We start from the raw sequence: 22,876 nt of genomic DNA, 5'->3' as shown, positions 1-22,876 counted from the left end.
TAAGGCTTTTACTTTTGCAAAAGTAGTTAAATTTTGTTGTTTTTGCAATTATTACAAGTAGAATCAAATTGAACAATTCTTAAAATTACACATGATAATTAGATCGAATTATTAATAATTCATTCAAATTTCGTATTTGATACAAATAAATCAATAAATTAACATTTTAGTACCATCGCCTTCTGAATAGACCTAATAAAGATTGTGGGTCTACAGTAAACTTAAATCTGATTCTTTGGTCGTAATTTGGTTGCCCTATTTCCCAACCAAGATTAGAATATATGGGTAAATAAATTTCAAAATAGTCGGTGACTAAATTAATTCTAATTCCAGAATCGTAAACAAAATTTGTATTATTAAATTTATTTTTAACAAAACCTACGTCACCATATACTAAAATATATTTCCAAAGTGTTGTACTAGCGTTTAACGTACTAATCCATTGATTAGCAAACGGGGTTTCTAGCTTAGATTTGAAACCGCCTTCTGCTGTAATATATTGCTGACTAAATATTCCGCTAGCTTCGGATCGACCTAAATAACCATAATCAAATAAATAATCGGTTGGTCTGTCTAATGCAAAACTAAAATAATCAGAGGCAATATCTGTGTTGTTGCTTAAAAAAGCGCCAGTGTAAAATCGTAAATTTAACTGTCGGTTACTTTCAAATAAACGTCTGTATTCATAGTTAAATGATGCTTTGCTAAATGTTTTGGCAATCTGTAAATCGGTAGACCACTTACTGAAATTTATTAAATTATCGTTAGAGTTTAAATAATTAACATTAAATATATTGTAATTGGGTTCGGTAGTATTTAGTATGTTGTTAACATCTTCATCGCGGTTAATATCTAAATATCTAAACTTTAATCGTTGTCTTTTGTTAGAACGAAAATCACCATCATTTCTAAATAAAAAGGTAACAGAAGGAATTATTTTTCTAACAAATAAATCGTTTGCATACGATGAGTAACTACCTCTAATGCCATAATTTATGGAGTATAGATTACTATTTTGTAAGTAATGTGTAACTGATACAGCTGCGGAGCCCGTTAAGGATTTTGATTTTAAAGCGTATCGTGGTTCAATTTTATAATTAAAATGTTTTCTAAGTAATGTTGTGTTATATGCTCTTAAACCAAAGGTAAACCCATCGTAAATATTATTAAACTCTGCTATTGGCATAAGGAAGACTTGGTTATAATTTGGGTCTTCAATATCTTTAAAAAGCCTAAATTGAAAAGGTTTATTGTTGAAGAAAAAGCCTTTTAGCGATTTCCAATTATCTCTTAAATTAAGCTCAGGAATAACTTGGTTGTAGTTTAAAACTAGCTTGTTGGCGTTGTTTCTTGGGATGGTAATAGTTTTGTTTTTTGTAACATTTTCTATCCAGGATTTTGAAATAACACTATCGTTATTTAAGGTGTATAAAGAAATGGGCATGTTGTTATTTCTCTTATTCTTAATAGTTAATGTTATAGAATCCTTAGTCTTTTTTACATTTTTAATTTTAAAATCAATCTTAGCGCGCGTATTTATATAATCATTAAAAAACCAATCGACATCTTTTGATGTTTTAGTTTTTAAATAGTTTTCAAAAGCTTTTGGAGATGTTTGTTTAAGTTTTGTTTGCTCTAAAAACGATTTAATGGTTGTTTCCAAAACATTAGAATTAATAAAATCATCTAAATATTTAAGACCAACACCCGCTTTATATTTGTTAGCTATATTGGTATTAAACTTCAGCAAGGAATCTTTTGACATTGCTAATGGCTGATCCCTGTTGGTTCTTGCCATCGTCATAAATGCAAATGCGTATTTATCATTAAAAGACATGTCTGCTGCATGAAATGAACGGATACCCCAAAAATCTGCTAATGAGCCTAGAAATTTCATGTCTGGGTAATGGGTTTCTACATAATTCATTAAATAATAAATTTGTAAACCATCAATTAACCATTGTTCTTTTCTTGGGTTAATTAGCAATGTGTTTTCTAAATAATTATTAAGTGCGACTTTTAGGAGTTTTAATTCGTATTGAAAATTATTTGGATACAGCTTGATAAAACTTGGTAGAAAATTTAAGCCATAAACAGGGTCTTTGTTATAATCAATATTAGTTAAAAGTAATTTTTCATGTGGATAATTACCTAGGTTTTTAAAAAGAAATTTTGTGACTTTTTCTGTTATTAAAACCCGGTCTAAAAGTTCTAATCCGTCATCATTTATATTTGAAATTATTGATAATTCCTCAGATTGTATCGTTTCGAAGTTTGAAGCTTTACTTAAAAATAATTTATTGTTAACTCTGTTTTCTCCTTTTAGTTTAATTAATTGTTTATTAGATAGTTGCTTTGTTTCACTTAAATTTAATGCTGAAGTAATAATATATCCTTTTGGATAAACGATTTCTAAGTTTAAATCCGCTTTTGGAATAAATAAATCATCTAAATTTTTATTGCTATAATATTGCCACTCGCCATTATAAACTACAGGTGTTATATACCAATATCTTAAGTTTAAATCTCCCAATTCCGAAATACCATAATCTGTAAATTTATCTTTAGGGATTTGTACAATATATTCTAAATGTATGGTATATGATTCACCAGGTTTTAAAGGTGTTTTTAAATCGACTTTTACAATGTCTATTTGTTTTTTTAACTGATTAAAAACTAAAGGCTCATTATTTTGTTTTATTGAAGTAATTACTGAATAGCCTCTATCTTCATTTTTAGCGAGATGGAATTGGTTGTCGTATTCTTCAGCAAATCGAATAGCAAGTGGTGTTTTTTTAGTTGAATAACTATTATTCCAATCATTTAGGTAAATAGATTCTAGCTCATCTTGCGATGTGTTTTGATATTGAATAGTTTGCGATATGGTAATTTTTCTGTTTTCAATATCAAAATCGGCTTTTAAGTCAATTTTATTTTGACTAAAACTTATGATACTTGTAAGTAAAAATGTAAAGCAGAAAAAAAGACGTAACTTCAATTTATTTATAACATTAATAAGGTTAATAACAATGAAAGGCGCTGCAATATAATAAAATATAGTGTTTAGTTAGTCGTAAAGTCTTTAGAGCATAAAGGATTGGTTGTTAAAAATTGGGACTAAAATCTGATTCTTTATAAAAAGCATCCAATATTTCAATTATTTCTTCTTCTGCATCTACTAAGTGGATTAAATCTAAATCTTTAGCAGAAATATTTTCGAATTTATTTAATAAGGTTGTTTTTACCCATTCTAATAGCCCTTCCCAAAAATCTGTACCCACTAAAATAATGGGAAATTTTTCAATTTTGTGGGTTTGTATCAACGTTATAGCTTCAAATAATTCATCTAAAGTTCCAAAACCACCAGGCATAACTACAAAACCTTGAGAGTATTTAACAAACATAACTTTACGAACAAAGAAATAATCAAAATCTAAGCTTTTATCCGGATCTATATATGGGTTGTCGTGTTGCTCAAAGGGTAAATCAATATTTAACCCAACTGAGGTTCCTCCACCTAAATGGGCTCCTTTATTACCAGCTTCCATAATACCTGGTCCACCACCAGTAATAACACCGTAACCGGACTCTACAATACTTTTAGCAATACTTTCTGCTAGTTTGTAATACTTATTGTCTGGTTTCGTTCTTGCTGAACCAAATATAGATACACATGGGCCAATTTTGCTAAGTTTTTCATAACCATTAACAAACTCTCCCATAATTTTAAAAATAGCCCAAGAATCGTTTGTTTTAATTTCATTCCAGCCTTTATGGTGTTTTTCACTTCTCATATTTTAATACTATTTTTTTATTTTGATTTAAAAGTATCTCATTTATATTTCAATAGTTCTAAATCTAATTTATCTTTTTGCAAACTTGCTAAGTTAATTCTTTTTTAAGAAATTTAGCAGTATAGCTTTTTTTATGCTTTATAATGTCTTCAGGAGTACCTTCAACAATTATCTGTCCACCACCTTTTCCACCTTCATAACCTATATCTATAATGTGGTCAACAGTTTTAATAACATCTAAATTATGTTCGATAATTAATACGGTATTACCTTTATTAGCAAGCTTGTTGAGTACAATCATTAAAACTCTAATATCTTCAAAATGAAGTCCGGTGGTAGGTTCATCTAGAATATAAAAGGTATTTCCTGTATCACGTTTACTTAATTCGGTTGCTAATTTTATACGCTGAGCTTCTCCACCTGAGAGTGTTGTGCTTTGCTGTCCTAATGTAATATAGCCCAAGCCAACATCTTTTATGGTTTTTAGTTTGTTGAATATTTTTGGAATATGCTCAAAAAACTCGACTGCTTCGTTAATCGTCATGTTTAAAACATCGCTAATCGATTTTCCTTTATAGCGAATTTCTAAGGTTTCACGGTTAAAACGTTTGCCTTGACAGGTTTCACATTCGACATAAACATCTGGAAGAAAATTCATTTCTATAACGCGTAGTCCACCACCTTTACAAGTTTCGCAACGTCCGCCAGTAACATTAAAACTAAAACGACCAGCTTTATAGCCACGAATCATAGCTTCAGGGATTTTTGCATACAAGGCTCTAATTTCGCTAAAAGTACCAGTATAAGTTACGGGGTTACTTCGTGGTGTTCGCCCAATGGGTGATTGATTTATATCGATAACTTTATCAATATGCTCCAGACCTTTAATGCTTTTATATGGCATTGGTTTTTTAACACCGTTAAAATAATAAGCATTTAAAATAGGGTAGAGGGTTTCGTTAATTAACGTCGATTTTCCGCTACCAGAGACTCCAGTAACACCAATCATTTTGCCTAAAGGGAATTTTACCGAAACATTTTTTAAGTTATTCCCTGTGCAGCCTTTAAGTTCTAAAAACTTACCGTTTCCTTTACGTCGTTTTTTTGGTATTTCAATTTCTTTGTTACCATTTAAATAATCTGCGGTAAGTGTATCATGCGTTTTTAATTCGTTAGGATTTCCAATGCTAATTATTTCGCCACCGTATTTACCTGCTTTTGGACCAATATCAATTACATAATCGGCACGTTCTATCATATCCTTATCGTGTTCAACTACAATAACGGAGTTTCCAATATCTCGTAATGATAGTAAAGAATTTATTAATTTTTCATTATCGCGCTGATGTAAACCAATACTCGGTTCGTCCAAAATATAAAGTACGCCAACTAGCTGTGAGCCAATTTGTGTTGCCAAACGGATGCGTTGTGCTTCGCCACCAGATAAGGATTTAGAACTTCGGTTTAGTGATAAATAATTCAATCCCACATCTAATAAAAATTGAAGTCGCGACTTGATTTCTTTTACAACTTCTTCACCTATTTTTAATTGTTTTTCTGAAAGATGATTGTATAAATCGTTAAACCAATCTGCAAGTTCAACAATATCAGTATTAGCAAGTTCAGCTATACTTTTATTATTTATTTTGAAATAGAGCGACTCCTTTTTTAATCTAGAACCTTCACATACTGGACATTTGATTTTGTCCATATAATCTTTAGCCCAACGTTTTAATGACCGAGATTCGGCTGTTTTATATTGGTTTTCGATAAAGTTGGCTACACCTTCAAAATCTATTTTATAATCGCGGGTAACTCCTAAAGTTTTACTTTCAACTGAAAACTTTTCGTTACCACCATACAAAATTATGTGTTTTGCATCTTCAGGAATATCTTTATAAGCATCGGTTAATTTGAAATCGAAACGTTGTGCGATGGTTTCAAACTGTTTAAAAATCCAAGAATTTTTTTCTGGACCATGAGGTGCTAATGCTCCAGCTTTTATAGAAATAGAATCGTCAGGAATGATTTTATTTTCATTGACTTGATACAACTCACCAATACCGTTACAGTTTGAACAGGCACCTTTTGGCGAGTTAAATGAAAAATTATTGGGTTCTGGATTCGGGTATGAAATTCCAGAAGTTGGACACATTAAATTCCGACTAAAATATCGTGTTTCTTGAGTGTCTTGGTCAATTACCAACAAGACATCGTCACCATGATACATGGCTGTATTAATGGTTTCTGTAAGGCGTTTATCGTTATCAACTGAATCATCAATTACCAACCTGTCGATAACAATTTCGATGTCGTGAGTTTTGTATCGATCGAGTTTCATGCCTTTTGCAATCTCTCGAATTTCCCCATCAGTTCTCACTTTAACAAAACCTTGTTTGCCAATTTGTTCGAATAATTCGCGGTAATGTCCTTTACGCGAGCGTACCACTGGAGCGAGTATATTAATACGTTTTCCGCTAAAATCACTTATTATGAGTTCTTTTATTTGCTCGTCGCTATAGCTTATCATTTTGTCACCAGTATTGTAGCTATAGGCATCACTGGCACGCGCAAAAAGTAAGCGCAAAAAGTCGTAAATCTCTGTAATTGTACCAACGGTAGAGCGTGGTGACTTGCTGGTTGTTTTTTGCTCTATGGCTATTACTGGTGAGAGTCCGTCAATTTTATCGACATCTGGTCGCTCTAACCCACCTAAAAATTGTCGTGCATAAGCCGAAAAAGTTTCAATATATCGGCGTTGCCCTTCGGCATAAATTGTATCGAAAGCTAAAGAAGATTTTCCGCTACCAGATAAACCCGTAATGACTACCAGTTTTTCACGAGGGATAGACACATCTATGTTTTTAAGATTGTGTACTCGTGCGCCTTTTACTTCAATAAATTCTTCGAAATTGCTCATAGAAATGCAAAGTTGCGAAGATACAATTTTTAGATGTTAAATTCTTGTGAATTCTTATTCAGAAACATAAGTTTTCGAAATAATTATATAGGCAACAAAACGAAATGACTCTAGTTTTTCATTTGCAGACGTTCGTTCACTAAATTGCCAACTTTTATACCTTGACCAATGCCTATTTCGACTGCCGCTCGATAATGAATACCGCCATACATTCTACTTATTGCGGCTTCTTGAGCGGCGGCATTAAATGAAGAGAATGGTCGTATTGGTAAACCATATATTGTTTCAGTATCGTCTAAAAAATTAAAGTTATCTCCAAAAATATTAGTTAATACAGTTGATGCAGCACCAGAGACTACTGAATGTCCGCTTGTGTATTCAGGAAATGGAGGTGTTTGCAATATGGGTTTCCAATCGTCATCTAAATACTTGTTTATAAGTGTTTCTGGTCTTACTAGATTACTTCGGTATTTTTCGTCCCAACAGCTAATAAACGCATCAGCAATGGCAATAGACGTTTTGGTATAGGCGAAAATAGTTCGATTGAAATCAGCATTTTCAGTTTTGCATGCAATTTTGGTAATACCAATCCAATGTGCACCTGGTGTTATTTTTTTTACAGCAAACATTAAATGCCCACGTGTAACCGAAACATACGGATTGCAATCCCAAAAACGAGCTATTGATACTTCTTCAGATTCATCGCCATCTTCAGTTATTTGGTTGCTAATATCATAAACTTCTTTAAGCTCTTTGTAAAAATCTGAATCTTTATCCATTGAAAATATAGGTGGAGGAACAGGCTTAAATTGAGCCGAAGAATCTATAATAAATGGGCGTATTTTACTCCAATGTGGTTCTAAACCATCCATATACGAAGGCGGTGTAGGTTGCCATCGTTCTTCATTTTCTGGATCAATATCGAATTTTGACATGGTTCGTGTTTGACTGTAATTATCTCCATTCATCCAATCTCCTATAAAATTAGCGACCTGAAGCCCGTAATCTTTTGAAGCTTCAAATTCCAATTTGTTTTTAGATTCCCAAACTTGGTATAAGCTATCTCGAAAGGTTTTAATAAGTTTTTCAGAAAAAATTAACCGTTTGCTTACATCTATATGAGCGATTAAAGCTGCTAATTGATAATTGATGTTTTTTGCTTTATCTGATTTAGGAATACTTTTTAAATGATTTATTTGTCCTTTTAATGAATTATAAGAGGTGTCATTTTGAGCGACTATTTCATAAGCTGCAATATTAGGGTAGGCAAAAATTCGGCTTGCCACTGGTGGTGAAAAAATATCGTGTACCATAATTTCTATAACCTTATCAACCGATGCATGAAAATCGTTAGGTGTTATAACAATTGGTTTTGAATTTTCTTGACAAGACACCACAATTAGCCCTATTGAAATCAGTAAGAATGATATTTTTTTTAATTTCATATAAAAAAAATTACTTTATAAGTTCGTAAACCTGAACTTTGTCGTTGTTTATTGTTGTTAATAAATATGGTTTTTTATTCAAATGAATAATGCTTAACTTCTTAATGGCTTTATCGCTAAAATCGAGTCCGATTTTATTACCTAAAATAATATCATTTTCATTTTTTATGAGCGCTCCAGGAAAAGAGTCGAACTTACCATGAAAGGGTGTAACGCCAAAATAATTTCCTGCAGCCAATACTTCATCTTTACCATCAGAATCAAAATCAAAACTTAAAAAAGAGGTAATAGGAGACACTTGCAATTCGTTTTTAAAAGGCACGAATGTAAAACGATTGTTCTCATTTTTAAGATACCCAGAACGAAGCTCATCAACTTCTAAAACTGTTGCTTTTTCAAGTAGTTTTTTACTTAAAATAGCTTCAATTGGTTTTCCTGCAAAATCTTTATATGCTGTAAAAATTTTATGCAAATTTACCATTTGACCTGCAAGTTCATCTAACCCAAGTAATGGATAATATGCTCCGTTTTTGTAGGAGCAAACTATGGTTTCTGTACGTCCGTTTCCATCAAAATCGGAATGATACATACGCATTGGATGTTCTGATGACGTTCTAAATTTCGAATTCGTTCCCCAATTTCCTAAAAGATAATCTGTATCACCATCGTTATCAATATCAAAAGGCTCAATGTTTCTCCAAAGTCCTTTTAATTTTGAATCAAGAAGGTTTTCTTCAGTAAAAACACTATTGTTATTTTTGAAGAATTTTGGAGCCATCCATTCACCAACAACAATTAAATCAACTTGTCCGTCTTTATTAAAATCGTCCCAAATAGCATCTGTAACCATGCCTGCATTTTGCAATACTTCATTTTCTAATATCGAAAAATTTCCATTATCATTTTTTAAAATATACGAGTTGGGAATATTTCCAAAATCATTTGACACGGAGTTGCTACCTATAAAAATGTCTAAATCATTATCGTTATCAAAATCATTTGCAACAATTACCGAAGCATTTTCGTAAAACTCTGGAAACTTTTCGCTTTTAAAATCTTTATTAGTTTGAATAAAATAACTATCGAGTAGCGGTTTGGCTTTATTAGAATAATCTGCACCACCAGAACCAACAATTACATCATTTTTACCATCGTTATTAAAGTCTGCAATAATAGCCTCGACATCTTCTTTTATGGAATCGTTTGCAAAACTATTTATTCTGTTTTCGATAAAAGTAGTGTCGGTTTGAAAAAACACTTTTGATGCTTTTTGTTTTGAACCACCAAAGTAAATATCATCTTTTCCATCATTATTCAAATCTCCAATTACGACTGCTGGCCCACGATCTGAAACACGATACGGAATAAGTTTTTGCCTGTTAAAGTCGAGATATTTGTCTTCAACATGTGTAAAATCAACACCTAAATTATTATCTATTTTTTTAAAGAGTTTTTTTGATTTTTTTAGTAGAGAATTATAGTTAAATGGTTTTGTGTCACTAGGTTTTATGGTCAATGTTTTGTTTAAGGCAACGTTTTTTATAGTTTGGTAGGTTTTATTTGGCCATATTATTTTAAGAGAATCAATAGTTCGAATATCTCCAAAACCAAAATGAATGATAGGTTCTGATGACGATTGAAACCCTCGTGCGGTGTATAGTTCTTTATATTGAAGCTTATCTTGATTATATGCAAAAACTTTAGTGCCAATTCCGAAAGGGTTTGACTTTTCATAATTAAATTTCAGTTTAAGGTAACTGGTTTTATTTGTTGGTTTATTATTGGTTTGATTAACGTAAAGTGAAACTTTTTCATTAAGATTGCTAACTACAATATCTAAATCGCCATCATTATCTAAATCGCCTAAAGCTGTTGCTCCAGAAACAAGTTTTTCGTTAGGAATCCATTTATTAGAGACATCTTCAAACATCAAATTTTTGCTGCCTTTAAACATGTAATTGCTAACTTTACCAGAAGGCATCGCATCAAGTGATTCTTGATTCATCAATTTAGAATCATTTATATTATTTTGAATTTTAGCATTTGAAAAAAAGTTTGTAAAATCTAAATCATTTGGTCTTTTTAAAATGCCATTGGTTATAAAAATATCTTGTTCACCATCTTGATTATAATCTGCAAAAAGGCAACTCCAACTCCAGTCGGTAGCCGCAACTCCACTCAATAGTCCAGTTTCTAAATAGTTTGAGTTTTGCTGATTAATATGCAACATATTTCTGGTGAATTGATAGTGATAACCAAACATAAGTTTCCTTACGCTTTGGGTTTGCACGTTATCATCGCCTTGCGAAGATTTTAAAACCACTTCATCTTCAGGAAGCATATCTAAAGTCATAATATCTGGCCAACCATCATGGTTTATATCTGCGGCATCATTTCCCATAGAAAACCTACTCGCATGCCCAAAATAGTTTCTTAATTTTTCAGTAAATGTACCGTCACCATTATTTATATAATAATAATCATCTTCATAAAAATCATTTCCTACATAAATATCTGGATATGCATCTTGATTAAAATCTGCAATAGTAACCCCTAATCCGTAACCGCTAATACTGCCAATAATACCAGCTGTTTCGCTTACGTTGGTAAACGTTCCACCATCATTTCTTAGCAATTTATCGCCTGTTTTAAAATTTCTTTTTTGGCGTAAATGAACACCTTTATAAGAGTCATCCGTATGCACTGCGTGGTTTAAAAGGTAAAGATCCAAGTCGCCATCTAAATCGTAATCTAAAAACGCTGCTGAAGAACTGTAAGAATCATAATCTAAAATATATTGTTTAGCACTTTCGGTAAATGTTTCGTCGCCGTTATTTATGTATAGTTCGTTATGTCCGTTAAAACCATTTAAGCCAACAACAGCACAAACGTAAATATCTAAAAGTCCATCGCCATTAACATCGCCCATAATAGCACCTGTATTCCAAGTGCTGTTTCCACCAACTTTGGCTTTGTCTGTAATATCTTCAAATTGTAAATTCCCTTTATTTAGGTACAGTTTATTCTTTACTTGATTTCCAGAAAAGAAAATATCTGGTAAACTATCGTTATTTATATCGCCAATAGCAACACCGCCACCGTTGTAAAAATAGATGTAATCAAGAATGTTTAAATCGTTGGTTTCGGTAATGATGTTTTTAAAGTTAAGTCCTGTTTTTTGAGAAGTCGCGCTAATAAACAACTGGTCTTTTTTTTCATTGCACGACACAATTGAAAACCCAATTAGTACTATTATTAACTTGAAATTATTCATTTAAATAAAAGATTTATAAATTATAAAACACATTCAAACACTACATCGAAATACATCGTAGCGAATATACGTTTTTTGCTTATAAGTTTGAAGTTGAATGAGGTTGGTTATTAAAAACTTGATGTTTATAAGTTGAAGTGTTTATATCCGATTTTAAGTTGAAGTTTGTATATATTAGCTTACACATTATAAATTGATGCTTAATGTTAAAAAATGAATTAGGCTTTGAGTCTCAAATAGAAAAATTAGATAGGAGAATTTCAATTCTTGAAATAGTGGCTTGGTCTTTTGTTGGACTAGGGCTAATAGGCTTATTTGTTGGGTTTTATTTTTGGTATTGTCTCAATGGAGAACTTAATGAAGTTGGGGATTTTATTGGAGGAGTAACTGGTTCACTTTGGGCTTTAGCCGGTTTGTTTTTTATTTATATTGCATTTTTAGGACAGAAAGTTGAAATAAAATATCAACAAGAGGATTTAACTTTAACTAGAGAAGAATTAAAAGAAACAAAGGAAGTTTTTAAGCAGCAAACACAAGTAATGATTAGCCAACAATTGGATAATACTTTTTTTAATTTGTTGGACAACCATAGAAAATTGGTAAATAGTTTCAGTACAAAAAAAGAAAGATATGAAGGTTTTTTTAGATCTATGATTGACAGAAAAAAAGCAAATGAACCAGTTTCAGGCTATGAAGTCTTAGAAAATATATCAAAAGCTTGGAGAGATTTATTTGAAAAGCATTCAAAATACCATTCATCTAGAAAAATTTTTGATTTTAATATAGCTAATAAACAGCCTCTAAAAATTGTAAAAAATGAAAAAGACGTTCTTTTACTTTATAATGAAGTGATTGATATCATGAATTTTATAAAGAATAGAATATATATTAATAATAGAGTTTTTTATTTTAAAATTTTGCGCAATAATTTGACTTTTGATGAACGTTATTTAGTTGAAGCATACAATTATTTTTTTGGAAATGAAGAGTTACCATACTCATTTAACCCGTTGTGCATTTTAAATAATGCTGATTTTTATATTGTTTATTTTTCTATCAAAGACAAATTTGTTAATGTATTGAATTACAGTTAGCGAAGTTATTTTAGATATTATTCTGGTCTTAAAGCCTTCAAAAGACTTAGCGTAGTTGCGTCTTATCATGAATTGGTCACACAGTTGAGAAAATAAAGTTTCTATCCTCTTTCTCGATTTTCTAAAAATGTACGGTTGTTTTTTGTAATTGTTTTGATTATTTCTCATCGGTGTATTTAGCTTTATGTTACAAGTATCAAACAAGTTAAGTTGAATTTCTGCGGATAAATAACCTCTATCACCAATTAAAGTGCAATTGCTAATTTGTGCTTTAATATCTTTAAGATAATTCACATCATGAACAGATGCCGGACTCAAATCTATACTCTGAAAAATACCGCTAACAGAACAAATAGCATGTAATTTATACCCATAATAATTAGCACTTTGAGAAGCACAATAACCTTTGTCTGGAAAGACATAAGTAGCTTCTTTACATATTCTTGAACGAGAACTTCTTGATAGCTTACAAACCTCTAAAGGCATACTATCTACAATGAAATAGTCTTCAAATTCATTAAAATGAGTAGCCAATTTTAAACGTATTGCATCAATATGATTTGCTAACTTTCTTCTTCTACGATTATAAACACTGCGGTTAATTTTTGATGAAATGACATCAGGAAGTTGTCTAAATAGGTTACTCTCACTATCTATACCCATATATTCTGATGTAAGGCTTAGGCTTACCAACTCCAAATCACTCAGTTTAGGTTGTCGTCTTTGATAAGCTAAAAGCTGCTCTTTTGATATTTTTCTTAATACTTCCAATATTCTTTCGTAATTTGCATTTAAGTTGTTCATAATTAATGTTTTATCGCTAAAACAAGTTACTGATTATCAGTAAGATGGACAACTTTTTTCTTTTAAATCATAATGCACAACGGGTTCATTTAATCAATTTGTAGTTAAGGACTATACAAATTTAAAAATTGACTTACCAATAATTCGCTTTGAAAAAGGTTATGAAAAATTTAATGTAAATGGAAAGTTTTTTAATAATCAATTTAAGCATATTAATTATCCCATTTTTATTTATAAAGATGAAAAGGTTTCTAATTTTCATCTTTATTTAATTGCTTCAAATAATATTGTTAATAAGTATCTAAAAGGTAATAAGGAAAAGAAGTTGGCAAGATTAGATATAATGAATGACTTTAAATTAATGGAAGATGAAAAATTTATAAAAACAATAGATAATGATAATTTAAAAAATAGATATTTGTTATTAGGGTTTGATTATTTAGGCTATAAATTTTACAAATGTCTAAGTATAGAGGATAATTTTGGAAACTTAAGGAATTCTTCGGTAGGGATATCTTATACTTTTAACGATTATTTTGAAAGAAGTAATAAGAATTTAATTGATAATTTAATTTAGTTAATCCCTTTTACAACACCCATTTCAAGCCCGATAACTAATAGTTTATGAAAAGTTGGTAATTGAGCACCGCTCTCTGTTGTAATCCAATCGCTCCAAGTGGCTTCTAAGCCATCGATTGGAAGTAGATCCGTCCACATTTTAAAGCTTTTTGGTTTACCAGTTTCATCAAATAACCATAAATAAGAATCACCTGGAGTTGTGCCGCCAGAGGTGTATGTTATTAAGAGGGCTTCTTCGTTATTATTTAATTTAACCAACCTACGTTCAACACCTTCATCAAATACTTTATACGGTGCAACAAGCCAAAATGAATCGTTATTAAAAATTTTAATAGCTTCGTTTATCAATTCTTCTGCCATGTCACCCTTCATTTTAAAACTATGCACAAACACTTTGCTTTTTGTGTAATCTTTAAGATTTAGGCTAACACGATATTCTTTCCAAAACACATCACAAATACCTTCATTTTTTTTCCATTCAAAATGATGACGCTTTTTAAAAGTCCATTCAATATAATTAGTGTTTTTATAAGCTTCATAATCTAAGGTCTCAAGCATTTTGTGAGCTAAAGCATCAGCTTTTTCACCTTGAATGCCTGTGGGAAGATCTTCATTATATTTAAAAAAGACGAAACCAAAGAATAATATACTAGGGAGCGTGAGGAATATAATGACTCCTGTTACTATTTTAAATACTTTTTTTGATTTTGATTTTGATTTGGGTTTCACAATAATAAACCTTTGTTCTCTAGTATTATACGATAGATAATTAGAAGGCTAAATTATTAAATATAAGGGACTAAGAGAAGGAAAAATGTTAAAAACCGACAGCCGTATCGTCACCTCGACGATCGGCACCACCCTCTAACGTTTTGTCCTGTAAAACCATGATTCCGTCGACTTTACCAATTACTGGCGCATCTTTTTCATTGATAGTATACCCCAATTTTTCAAGCTGATTTATCAAATTTGGGTCAAAAGCGTTAGGTTCCATTTTAATATCGTCTGGTAGCCATTGGTGATGAAAACGTGGTGCATTTACTGCCTCTTGCATCGTCATATCAAACTCGTGCACATTTAAAATAGTTTGCAAAACAGAAGTTATTATTCTTGAACCACCCGGAGTACCTAAAGTCATAAATAACTCGCCATTTTTTTCAACAATAGTTGGTGTCATTGAACTAAGCATTCGTTTTTGCGGTGAAATACTATTGGCTTCGGCACCTATTAATCCGAACATATTAGGTTCTCCAGGTTTACTGCTAAAATCGTCCATTTCGTTGTTTAAGAAAAATCCAAGTTCTGAGCAATATAATTTTGAACCAAAACCTGCATTTATAGTTGTTGTGGCAGCAATAGCATTACCAAATTGATCGACAATAGAGTAGTGAGTCGTTTCATTGCTTTCAATAATTTGAATATTTCCGTGCGATACATCACTAGATTTTGTGGCTTTTTTAAATGAAAAATCATGCATTCTTCCGCTTAAATATGATTTATTAATTAATGTATTACCTGGTATGCTTACAAAATCTGGATCGCCTAAATAAAAACTTCTATCGGCATAGGCACGTCGCTCTGCCTCTGTAATCACTTGGATGGTTTTAAGTGAGTTATGCCCGAATTCATCTAACGGAAAAGGCTCAACCATTTTCATAATTTGACCCAAACAAATGCCACCGCTTGATGGTGGCGACATGGATATAATTTTTAAATTATCGTAACTAAAAGTTATTGGTTTGCGCCACTTTGCTTCGTATTTTGCTAAATCTTCTTCGGTAATTATACCACCATTATCTTGAATAAATTTTGCTAATTTTTTAGCGGTTTCACCTTTATAAAATTCATCTCTGCCGTTTTCTAAAATACGCTCTAAGGTATTTGCTAGAGCATTATATTTTATAGTGTCATTCTCTTTCCACGAGTTTTCTAAAAGAATAGAATCTTTATTTGCTTTTCTAAAATAAGGTTGAAAATGTTTAATTCTACGTTCCTGTCTTTTAGTAACCACAACACCTTTACGAGCTAATGCTATTACTGGTTTTAAAATATCTTCAATAGGCAACGAACCTAATTTTTTATGAACTTCAAACACACCAGCAACTGTTCCGGGAACACCAACAGCCATGGCTCCCAAAGTACTTTTTTTTGGAATTACATTGCCTTCTTCATCTAAATACATATCTTTTGTGGCTGCCAACGGTGCTTTCTCTCGGTAATCAATACCACCAATTTCGCCATCATTTTTTCTGTAAACCATAAAACCGCCACCACCAATATTTCCGGCATACGGAAAAGAAACTGCTAAAGCTAATTCGGTTGCAGCCATAGCATCAAAAGCATTGCCACCTTTTTTAAGAATACCACTCCCTATTTTTGAGGCTTCCACACGAGCCGTAACTACCATAGCGTTTTGAGTAATTAAACCTCTTTTTGAAGTTTTATCTGTTAGTGAAGTTTCAGATTTTTTGCATGAAATGATTAATAATAAAATTAGAAAAAGTGAGATAAAATGTTTCATATAGTATTGTTAAGTTCTTTTAATTTTAGTTTAGAAGATTCTATCAATTCATCAAAAAAAGAAGTGAATTCGGTTTCAAAATCTGCATAAAAATCTTCTAATTCTTTGGTGGCTTCATTCATTCCAGAACGGTTTTTTGTTCGTCTGTTCATCCCATCAAGCACTCTTTGAATACCTTCAATTGAAGCATAACTAAGCAACCAATTATCAGTAATCATAAAAGGCATCATTTTTTGAATTCGTAAAGGCAGCATATTGTAGTGTTCTTCTAACGAATCGTAAAAGGTCTCTACATAATCATCTAAAGGTATATCTGAATATTTACTCCAATTTTTTGCTAGAAAATGATCGTATAAAATATCGACTATAATACCAGAATAATGTCCGTATTTTTTGTGTAAGCGTTTTGTGCTTATTCGTACTGTTTTATGCGAATCGGTAAAAGTATCAATATGTCTATGTAATAAAACACCGGTTTGAATATCTTTCGAAAACTTTTTATAACGTTTGCCTTTAATGCCATCAGCAATAAAATTCCCAATAGTAACAAGGTCGTTTTCACCAGAAAGATAAATATGAGCTAAGTAATTCATTTGTGAAATTTACGAATTACGATTTAACAATTACCATTTTGTAATTGTATATTTGCATTTAATTTTTAATAAAAACTGTGTAATGACACTAATAAAATCAATTTCAGGAATTAGAGGAACTATTGGCGGACAAGTAGGCGATAATTTAACACCTATTGATGCAGTTAAATTTGCATCGGCTTATGGTGTTTGGTTAAAGCAACAACGTATAAAGAAAAATTACCGTGTTGTAGTAGGTAGAGATGCGCGTATTTCTGGTGAAATGATTCAAAATTTAGTAATGAATACTTTGGTTGGTTTAGGAATTCATGTGATTGATTTAGGTTTATCTACAACACCAACCGTTGAAATTGCCGTACCTATGGAACATGCTGATGGTGGTATTATTTTAACAGCAAGTCATAATCCAAAACAATGGAATGCTTTAAAACTTTTAAATGAAAAAGGTGAGTTTTTAGATGCAGTTGAAGGTGCAAAAATTTTAGAGATTGCTGAAAGTGATACTATGGATTTTGCAGATGTTGATAGTTTAGGGAAAATAACAAAAAATGAAGCTTATATAGATTTGCATATTGATGAAGTTTTAAGTTTGCCATTAGTAAACACACAAGCTATTAAAGAAGCTAAATTTAAGGTTGTTGTAGATGGTGTGAATTCTACTGGAGGTATTGCTATTCCGTTGCTTTTAGAGCGATTGGGGGTACATGCGGTTAAATTATTTTGTGATCCGACGGGGCATTTTCCACATAACCCAGAACCTTTAAAAGAACACTTAGGAGATTTATCTGAAAAAGTAGTTAAAGAAAATGCCGATTTTGGTATTGTAGTAGATCCAGATGTGGATCGTTTGGCATTTATGGATCAAAACGGCGATATGTTTGGTGAAGAATATACATTGGTTGCTTGTGCGGATTATGTGCTAAGTAAAAACCCAGGGAATACTGTGAGTAATATGAGCTCAACCAGAGCATTGCGAGATATTACCGAAAAACATGGTGGTACTTATGAAGCCAGTGCAGTTGGTGAAGTTAATGTGGTAAAACTGATGAAACAAAATAAAGTAGTTATTGGAGGTGAAGGTAACGGTGGTATTATTTACCCAGATTCGCATTACGGTCGTGATGCTTTAGTTGGCGTAGCTTTGTTTTTGAGTTTGTTAGCCGAAAAGAAAATGAGTGTTAGTGAATTGCGTAAAACCTATCCTAATTATTTTATGAGCAAAAAGAAAATACAATTAACACCAGGTTTAGATGTTGATGGTATTTTAAAAACGATAGAAAATCGTTACCAAAACGAGCAATTAACTACCATTGATGGTGTAAAGATTGATTTTGCTGAAAGTTGGGCGCACTTACGTAAAAGTAACACTGAACCTATTATTAGAATTTATACCGAAGCAAAATCGCAAGAAGAAGCTGATGCATTAGCAGATAAGTTTATTGAGGAGATTGGTGCGATAGCTAAAGGTTAAAATAATTGTAATTTCTTATGTTTGTAAAACATAAGAAATTACAATTATTAAGATTACCACATCGCTGAAAAGTTCCTCGTAATGACGGTAAAAGAAGAGTTTATTTATCTTCTTTATCTCGATGCTTCCAGCGTTTGTGTGTCCATAAATAATATTCTGGAGCTTCAATAATTTGCTGTTCTACGAGTTTTATGTAGATATCGGTAATCTCGTAATTCTCATAATTTTTTGGTGTTGTGGTAATAGTTTTAAAAGAGGTTTCGTAGTAGCCTCTTTTTACTTTTTTTACAGCAAAAAACACCACTGCCATATCTAATTTTTTTGCTAGCATTTCGGCACCAGTATGTATAGGTACGTTAATGCCCATAAACGTATTCCAATGAAACGCTTTATTAATTTTTGGTGATTGATCGGCTGCAAATCCGTTAATGGTTAATTCACCATCACGTTTTGCTTTAATAAGTGTTGGTATGGTTTCTTTTGTAGTTGTTAAATAGCTATTGTATTTGGCTCTAATACGCTTTATTAAAGCGTCAAAATATTTGTTGGCTAATGGTTTGTAAACGGCATAGCCTTTACTCTTCATATGTTTTTGTAGAATAAAAATCCACTCAAAATTACCGTAGTGTCCACACATTAAAACAATGCTTCTATTATTGTTTTCGTGTTGTTGAATTTCTTCAATATTTGTAAATGTAAAACGCTTTTTCATTTCTGCTTCAGAAATGGTTAGAGATTTAATAGATTCCAACATCATATCGCAAAAATGATGGTAAAACTTTTTAGAAATATGTTTTAATTCCTTTTCAGATTTATTGGGAAAGCATAATTTTAAATTATCAAAAACTACTTTTTTTCTGTAACCAACAATATGATATATTATCACAAAAATAAAATCAGAAAATAGGTAGAGTAATCTAAAAGGTAATATTGAGATTAACCACAAAAACGGATAAACAATAATATAAATTAGAAATTGCATTAATTAATTTTAGATTTGTAGCGACAAAGATATATTAATTTCATTTTAAACCTTAATACCCTATGGGCAAATTAGATTTAGTTACAATTATAATTATAGCAGCCAATGTTATTATATCTTATAAAGGTTTTGGCGACTACAGTTTTTTTGAAAAATACAAGTTCAACGTCGGTGCTGTAAAAAGAGGCGAGCAAATTAGATTGTTTAGTTCGGGGTTTTTGCATGCAGATAATGCACATTTATTTTTTAATATGTTCTCATTATACTTTTTTGCTGATGTAGTTATAAATTCTTTAAACAGGTTTAATTTTATATTAGTATATGTTGGTAGTTTGTTATTGGGCAGCTTATTATCACTATATTTTCATAAAAACGAATATCATTATAGTGCTGTAGGTGCCAGTGGCGCAGTTTCTGGTGTTATTTATTCTGCAATTTTATTACAACCAGGAATGAGTTTATATATGTTTTTTATACCTATCCCGATTCCTGCTTATATTTTCGGAATTGGCTATTTGTTATATTCAATTTACGGTATGAAAAACAGAATAGGTAATATTGGTCATGATGCTCATTTTGGAGGCGCAGTTGGTGGTTATATTATTACTTTAATTTTATCGCCATGGTTATTTAAAACCAATTTATTAATGATTGGTTTATTAGCTCTTCCTATAGTTTTATTATATGTTTTGAAGCGTATGGGGAAGGTATAAATTCTAAACTTAGAGTTTTAATATTGAATTTGTATAAATGGCATAGCTATTGAATTTATATAATGAAATTGAAAGCTGTTTTTTTGTTATAATATTAATTTTCAGCTTGTTATAGTTTTAGTAAACCCTAAAAAAATAAAAAGCAATCAGTTTTAATGACAGATTGACTTAAATATATATATGAAGAAATCTAATTTTATATCGCTTGACAGTTTGTCATTACAGGAATTTGATGAAAACTCAGAGTTAATTCCGCTAATGACACCTGAAGATGAAGAAGAAATAAATAATGAAGAATTGCCAGAAACACTGCCAATTCTTTCGCTAAGAAATACCGTATTATTCCCAGGAGTTGTTATTCCTATTACTGCTGGTCGAGATGCATCTATCAAACTAATTAACGATGCTAATAAAGGCAGTAAAGTTATTGGTGTGGTGGCTCAAAAAGATGAATCGGTAGAAAATCCAACTGCAAAAGACATTCACGAAACAGGAACTGTAGCAAGAATTTTACGTGTTTTAAAAATGCCTGATGGTAATGTAACGGTTATTATTCAAGGAAAAAAACGTTTTAAAGTCGCTGAGGTTATTACTGAAAAACCTTATATGAATGCTACCATTAGAGATGTTGCAGAAGCAAAACCAGCTGTTAATAACAAAGAGTTTTCGGCAATTATAGATTCTATTAAAGATTTAGCGCTGGAGATTATCAAAGAAAACCCGAACATTCCAAGTGAGGCATCTTTCGCCATAAAAAATATAGAAAGCAATTCGTTTTTAATCAATTTTGTGTCCTCAAACATGAATCTTTCAGTAGAGGAGAAGCAGTCGCTTTTAGAAATGGATAATTTAAAAGAGCGAGCGTTGTCTACACTTAAGTTTATGAATGTTGAGTTTCAAAAACTAGAGTTGAAAAACGATATCCAATCTAAAGTACAGATGGATATGAGCCAGCAACAGCGCGAATATTTCTTGCATCAACAAATGAAAACAATTCAAGAAGAATTGGGTGGCGTAAGTCATGATGAAGAAATAGAGGAGATGAAAACGCGTGCTTTAGAAAAGCACTGGGATGAAGATGTTGAAAAGCATTTTAATAAAGAAATTGCCAAAATGCAACGTATGAATCCGCAAGTGGCAGAATATTCTATACAACGTAATTATTTAGAGTTGTTTTTAGATTTACCTTGGAATGAATTCAGCAAAGATAAATTCGATTTAAAACGCGCTATGAAAATTCTAGATCGTGATCATTTTGGTTTAGAAGATGTAAAACGCAGAATCATAGAATACTTAGCAGTTTTAAAGTTGCGTAACGATATGAAATCGCCAATTTTATGCTTATATGGGCCTCCTGGAGTTGGTAAAACATCTTTAGGAAAATCGATTGCAGAAGCTTTAGGAAGAGAATATGTGCGTATTTCATTAGGTGGTTTACGAGACGAAGCTGAAATTCGCGGACACCGTAAAACATACATAGGTGCCATGCCTGGGCGTATTATCCAAAGCCTTAAAAAGGCAGGAACATCAAATCCTGTGTTTGTTTTAGATGAAATTGATAAGCTATCAAATTCGAATCAAGGCGATCCTTCTTCAGCTATGTTAGAAGTTTTAGATCCTGAGCAAAACAGTGAGTTTTACGATAACTTTTTAGAAATGGGTTACGACTTATCTAAAGTCATGTTTATTGCCACTTCTAATAGTTTATCAACCATTCAACCTGCTTTGAGAGACCGCATGGAAATCATCAATGTTACAGGGTATACCATTGAAGAAAAAGTAGAAATAGCAAAACGACACTTATTACCAAAACAATTAAAAGAACACGGTTTAAATAACGATCACATAAAAATAGCAAAGCCCCAATTAGAAAAAATTGTTGAGGGGTATACACGTGAATCTGGAGTTCGTGGATTAGAAAAACAAATAGCGAAAATGGTACGTTATGCTGCCAAAAATATTGCTATGGAAGAAACTTATAGCGTTAAAATTTCTAATGAAGACATTATTGAGGTTTTAGGCGGACCAAAATTAGAACGCGATAAATACGAAAATAATAATGTTGCTGGTGTTGTGACAGGCTTAGCGTGGACAAGTGTTGGTGGTGATATTTTGTTTATAGAATCGATACTTTCAAAAGGAAAAGGAACTATGACCATTACCGGAAACCTTGGGAAAGTGATGAAAGAATCAGCTACTATTGCTATGGAATATATTAAATCGAATGCTGAAGAATTTGGAGTAGATGCTGGCATATTTGAAAAATACAATGTGCATATTCACGTGCCAGAAGGTGCTACCCCTAAAGACGGACCAAGTGCTGGTGTAACGATGTTAACATCTTTAGTATCATTATTTACACAAAGAAAGGTAAAGAAAAGTTTAGCCATGACTGGCGAAATTACACTTCGTGGAAAAGTGCTTCCTGTTGGAGGGATTAAAGAGAAAATACTTGCTGCAAAACGTGCTCGTATTAAAGAAATTTTGCTTTGTGAAGATAATCGTCGTGATATTGAAGAAATCAAACCAGAGTATTTAAAAGGCTTAACGTTTCATTATGTATCCGATATGAGCGATGTTATTAAATTGGCATTAACAAATCAAAAAGTAAAGAATCCGAAGAAATTATAAAAAGTTGATTGCTGAAGCCTCGACATAGTTCGAGGTTTTTTTATGAATTAAAATA

15 protein-coding genes are annotated in these 22,876 nt (G+C 31.7%); 5 read left to right on the top strand and 10 right to left on the bottom strand.

Going from position 1 to position 22,876, the window contains the following annotated elements:
• Positions 1-166 precede the first annotated feature (166 nt).
• The 5 genes from RG22_RS00960 to RG22_RS00940 all read right to left on the bottom strand — a co-directional run bounded on the left by RG22_RS00960 (position 167) and on the right by RG22_RS00940 (position 11,433).
• The gene (locus tag RG22_RS00960) at positions 167-2,998 is read right to left on the bottom strand and encodes a gluzincin family metallopeptidase (protein WP_034040035.1); all 2,832 of its coding nucleotides are present in this window, start codon (positions 2,996-2,998) and stop codon (positions 167-169) included.
• Positions 2,999-3,104: 106 nt separating this feature from the next.
• The gene (locus RG22_RS00955; RefSeq protein ID WP_034040033.1) at positions 3,105-3,794 is read right to left on the bottom strand and encodes an LOG family protein; all 690 of its coding nucleotides are present in this window, start codon (positions 3,792-3,794) and stop codon (positions 3,105-3,107) included.
• Between the two features lie 88 nt (positions 3,795-3,882).
• The gene (gene uvrA / locus RG22_RS00950; protein ID WP_034040030.1) at positions 3,883-6,714 is read right to left on the bottom strand and encodes an excinuclease ABC subunit UvrA; all 2,832 of its coding nucleotides are present in this window, start codon (positions 6,712-6,714) and stop codon (positions 3,883-3,885) included.
• Positions 6,715-6,824: 110 nt separating this feature from the next.
• On the bottom strand, positions 6,825-8,159 hold the full coding sequence (locus tag RG22_RS00945; protein ID WP_034040029.1) for a vanadium-dependent haloperoxidase: 1,335 nt from the start codon (positions 8,157-8,159) through the stop codon (positions 6,825-6,827).
• A 10-nt stretch (positions 8,160-8,169) separates the two neighbouring features.
• Complete coding sequence (locus tag RG22_RS00940) at positions 8,170-11,433, bottom strand: VCBS repeat-containing protein (RefSeq protein ID WP_034040027.1); 3,264 nt, start codon at positions 11,431-11,433, stop codon at positions 8,170-8,172.
• 203 nt (positions 11,434-11,636) lie between these two features.
• Between RG22_RS00940 and RG22_RS00935 the strand changes: the two genes are divergently transcribed.
• Positions 11,637-12,527: a hypothetical protein gene (locus tag RG22_RS00935; protein ID WP_034040025.1), complete on the top strand. Its 891-nt coding sequence runs from the start codon at positions 11,637-11,639 to the stop codon at positions 12,525-12,527.
• On the opposite strand, the gene RG22_RS17525 is transcribed toward RG22_RS00935, so the two are convergent.
• Entirely contained in the window at positions 12,453-13,331 is an 879-nt protein-coding gene (locus tag RG22_RS17525; RefSeq protein WP_034040883.1) for an IS982 family transposase, read from the bottom strand. The two genes, RG22_RS00935 and RG22_RS17525, sit on opposite strands and share 75 nt — an antisense overlap.
• Positions 13,332-13,674: 343 nt before the next feature.
• Between RG22_RS17525 and RG22_RS00930 the strand changes: the two genes are divergently transcribed.
• The gene (locus RG22_RS00930; protein ID WP_034040023.1) at positions 13,675-13,908 is read left to right on the top strand and encodes a hypothetical protein; all 234 of its coding nucleotides are present in this window, start codon (positions 13,675-13,677) and stop codon (positions 13,906-13,908) included.
• Here RG22_RS00930 and RG22_RS00925 read toward each other — a convergent pair.
• The 3 genes from RG22_RS00925 to RG22_RS00915 form a co-directional block, all read right to left on the bottom strand.
• Positions 13,905-14,639, bottom strand: coding sequence for a hypothetical protein (locus tag RG22_RS00925; protein WP_034040021.1), 735 nt, complete (start codon positions 14,637-14,639; stop codon positions 13,905-13,907). The two genes, RG22_RS00930 and RG22_RS00925, sit on opposite strands and share 4 nt — an antisense overlap.
• Before the next feature lie 88 nt (positions 14,640-14,727).
• A complete protein-coding gene (gene ggt / locus RG22_RS00920; protein WP_034040019.1) occupies positions 14,728-16,431 on the bottom strand; it encodes a gamma-glutamyltransferase in 1,704 nt (567 codons plus the stop codon).
• Positions 16,428-17,024: an acyl carrier protein phosphodiesterase gene (locus RG22_RS00915; protein ID WP_034040017.1), complete on the bottom strand. Its 597-nt coding sequence runs from the start codon at positions 17,022-17,024 to the stop codon at positions 16,428-16,430. The genes ggt and RG22_RS00915 overlap by 4 nt, the downstream gene beginning before the upstream one ends.
• Positions 17,025-17,106: 82 nt before the next feature.
• On the opposite strand from RG22_RS00915, the gene glmM reads away from it, so the two are divergent.
• Entirely contained in the window at positions 17,107-18,495 is a 1,389-nt protein-coding gene (gene glmM / locus RG22_RS00910) for a phosphoglucosamine mutase (RefSeq protein WP_034040015.1), read from the top strand.
• A gap of 100 nt (positions 18,496-18,595) precedes the next feature.
• Here the strand turns inward: glmM and RG22_RS00905 are convergent, their stop codons facing one another.
• Positions 18,596-19,477 carry a lysophospholipid acyltransferase family protein gene (locus RG22_RS00905; protein ID WP_034040014.1) on the bottom strand — a complete coding sequence of 294 codons (882 nt, stop codon included), beginning with the start codon at positions 19,475-19,477 and terminating at the stop codon, positions 18,596-18,598.
• A gap of 62 nt (positions 19,478-19,539) precedes the next feature.
• On the opposite strand from RG22_RS00905, the gene RG22_RS00900 reads away from it, so the two are divergent.
• Together RG22_RS00900 and lon are read left to right on the top strand one after the other, a co-directional pair.
• Positions 19,540-20,190, top strand: a complete 651-nt coding sequence (locus RG22_RS00900; protein ID WP_034040012.1) for a rhomboid family intramembrane serine protease — start codon at positions 19,540-19,542, stop codon at positions 20,188-20,190.
• A gap of 180 nt (positions 20,191-20,370) precedes the next feature.
• Positions 20,371-22,821 (top strand): endopeptidase La, encoded by a 2,451-nt coding sequence (gene lon / locus RG22_RS00895; protein WP_034040010.1) that lies wholly within the window; start codon positions 20,371-20,373, stop codon positions 22,819-22,821.
• Positions 22,822-22,876: the final 55 nt, after the last annotated feature.

Origin of the sequence: Wocania ichthyoenteri Th78 (assembly GCF_000789235.1) — a bacterium.
In the GTDB taxonomy this organism is placed as follows: Bacteria; Bacteroidota; Bacteroidia; order Flavobacteriales; family Flavobacteriaceae; genus Wocania_A; species Wocania_A ichthyoenteri.
Note: the sequence above shows the minus strand (reverse complement) of the source record. Positions and strands in the feature narration are given on the sequence as shown.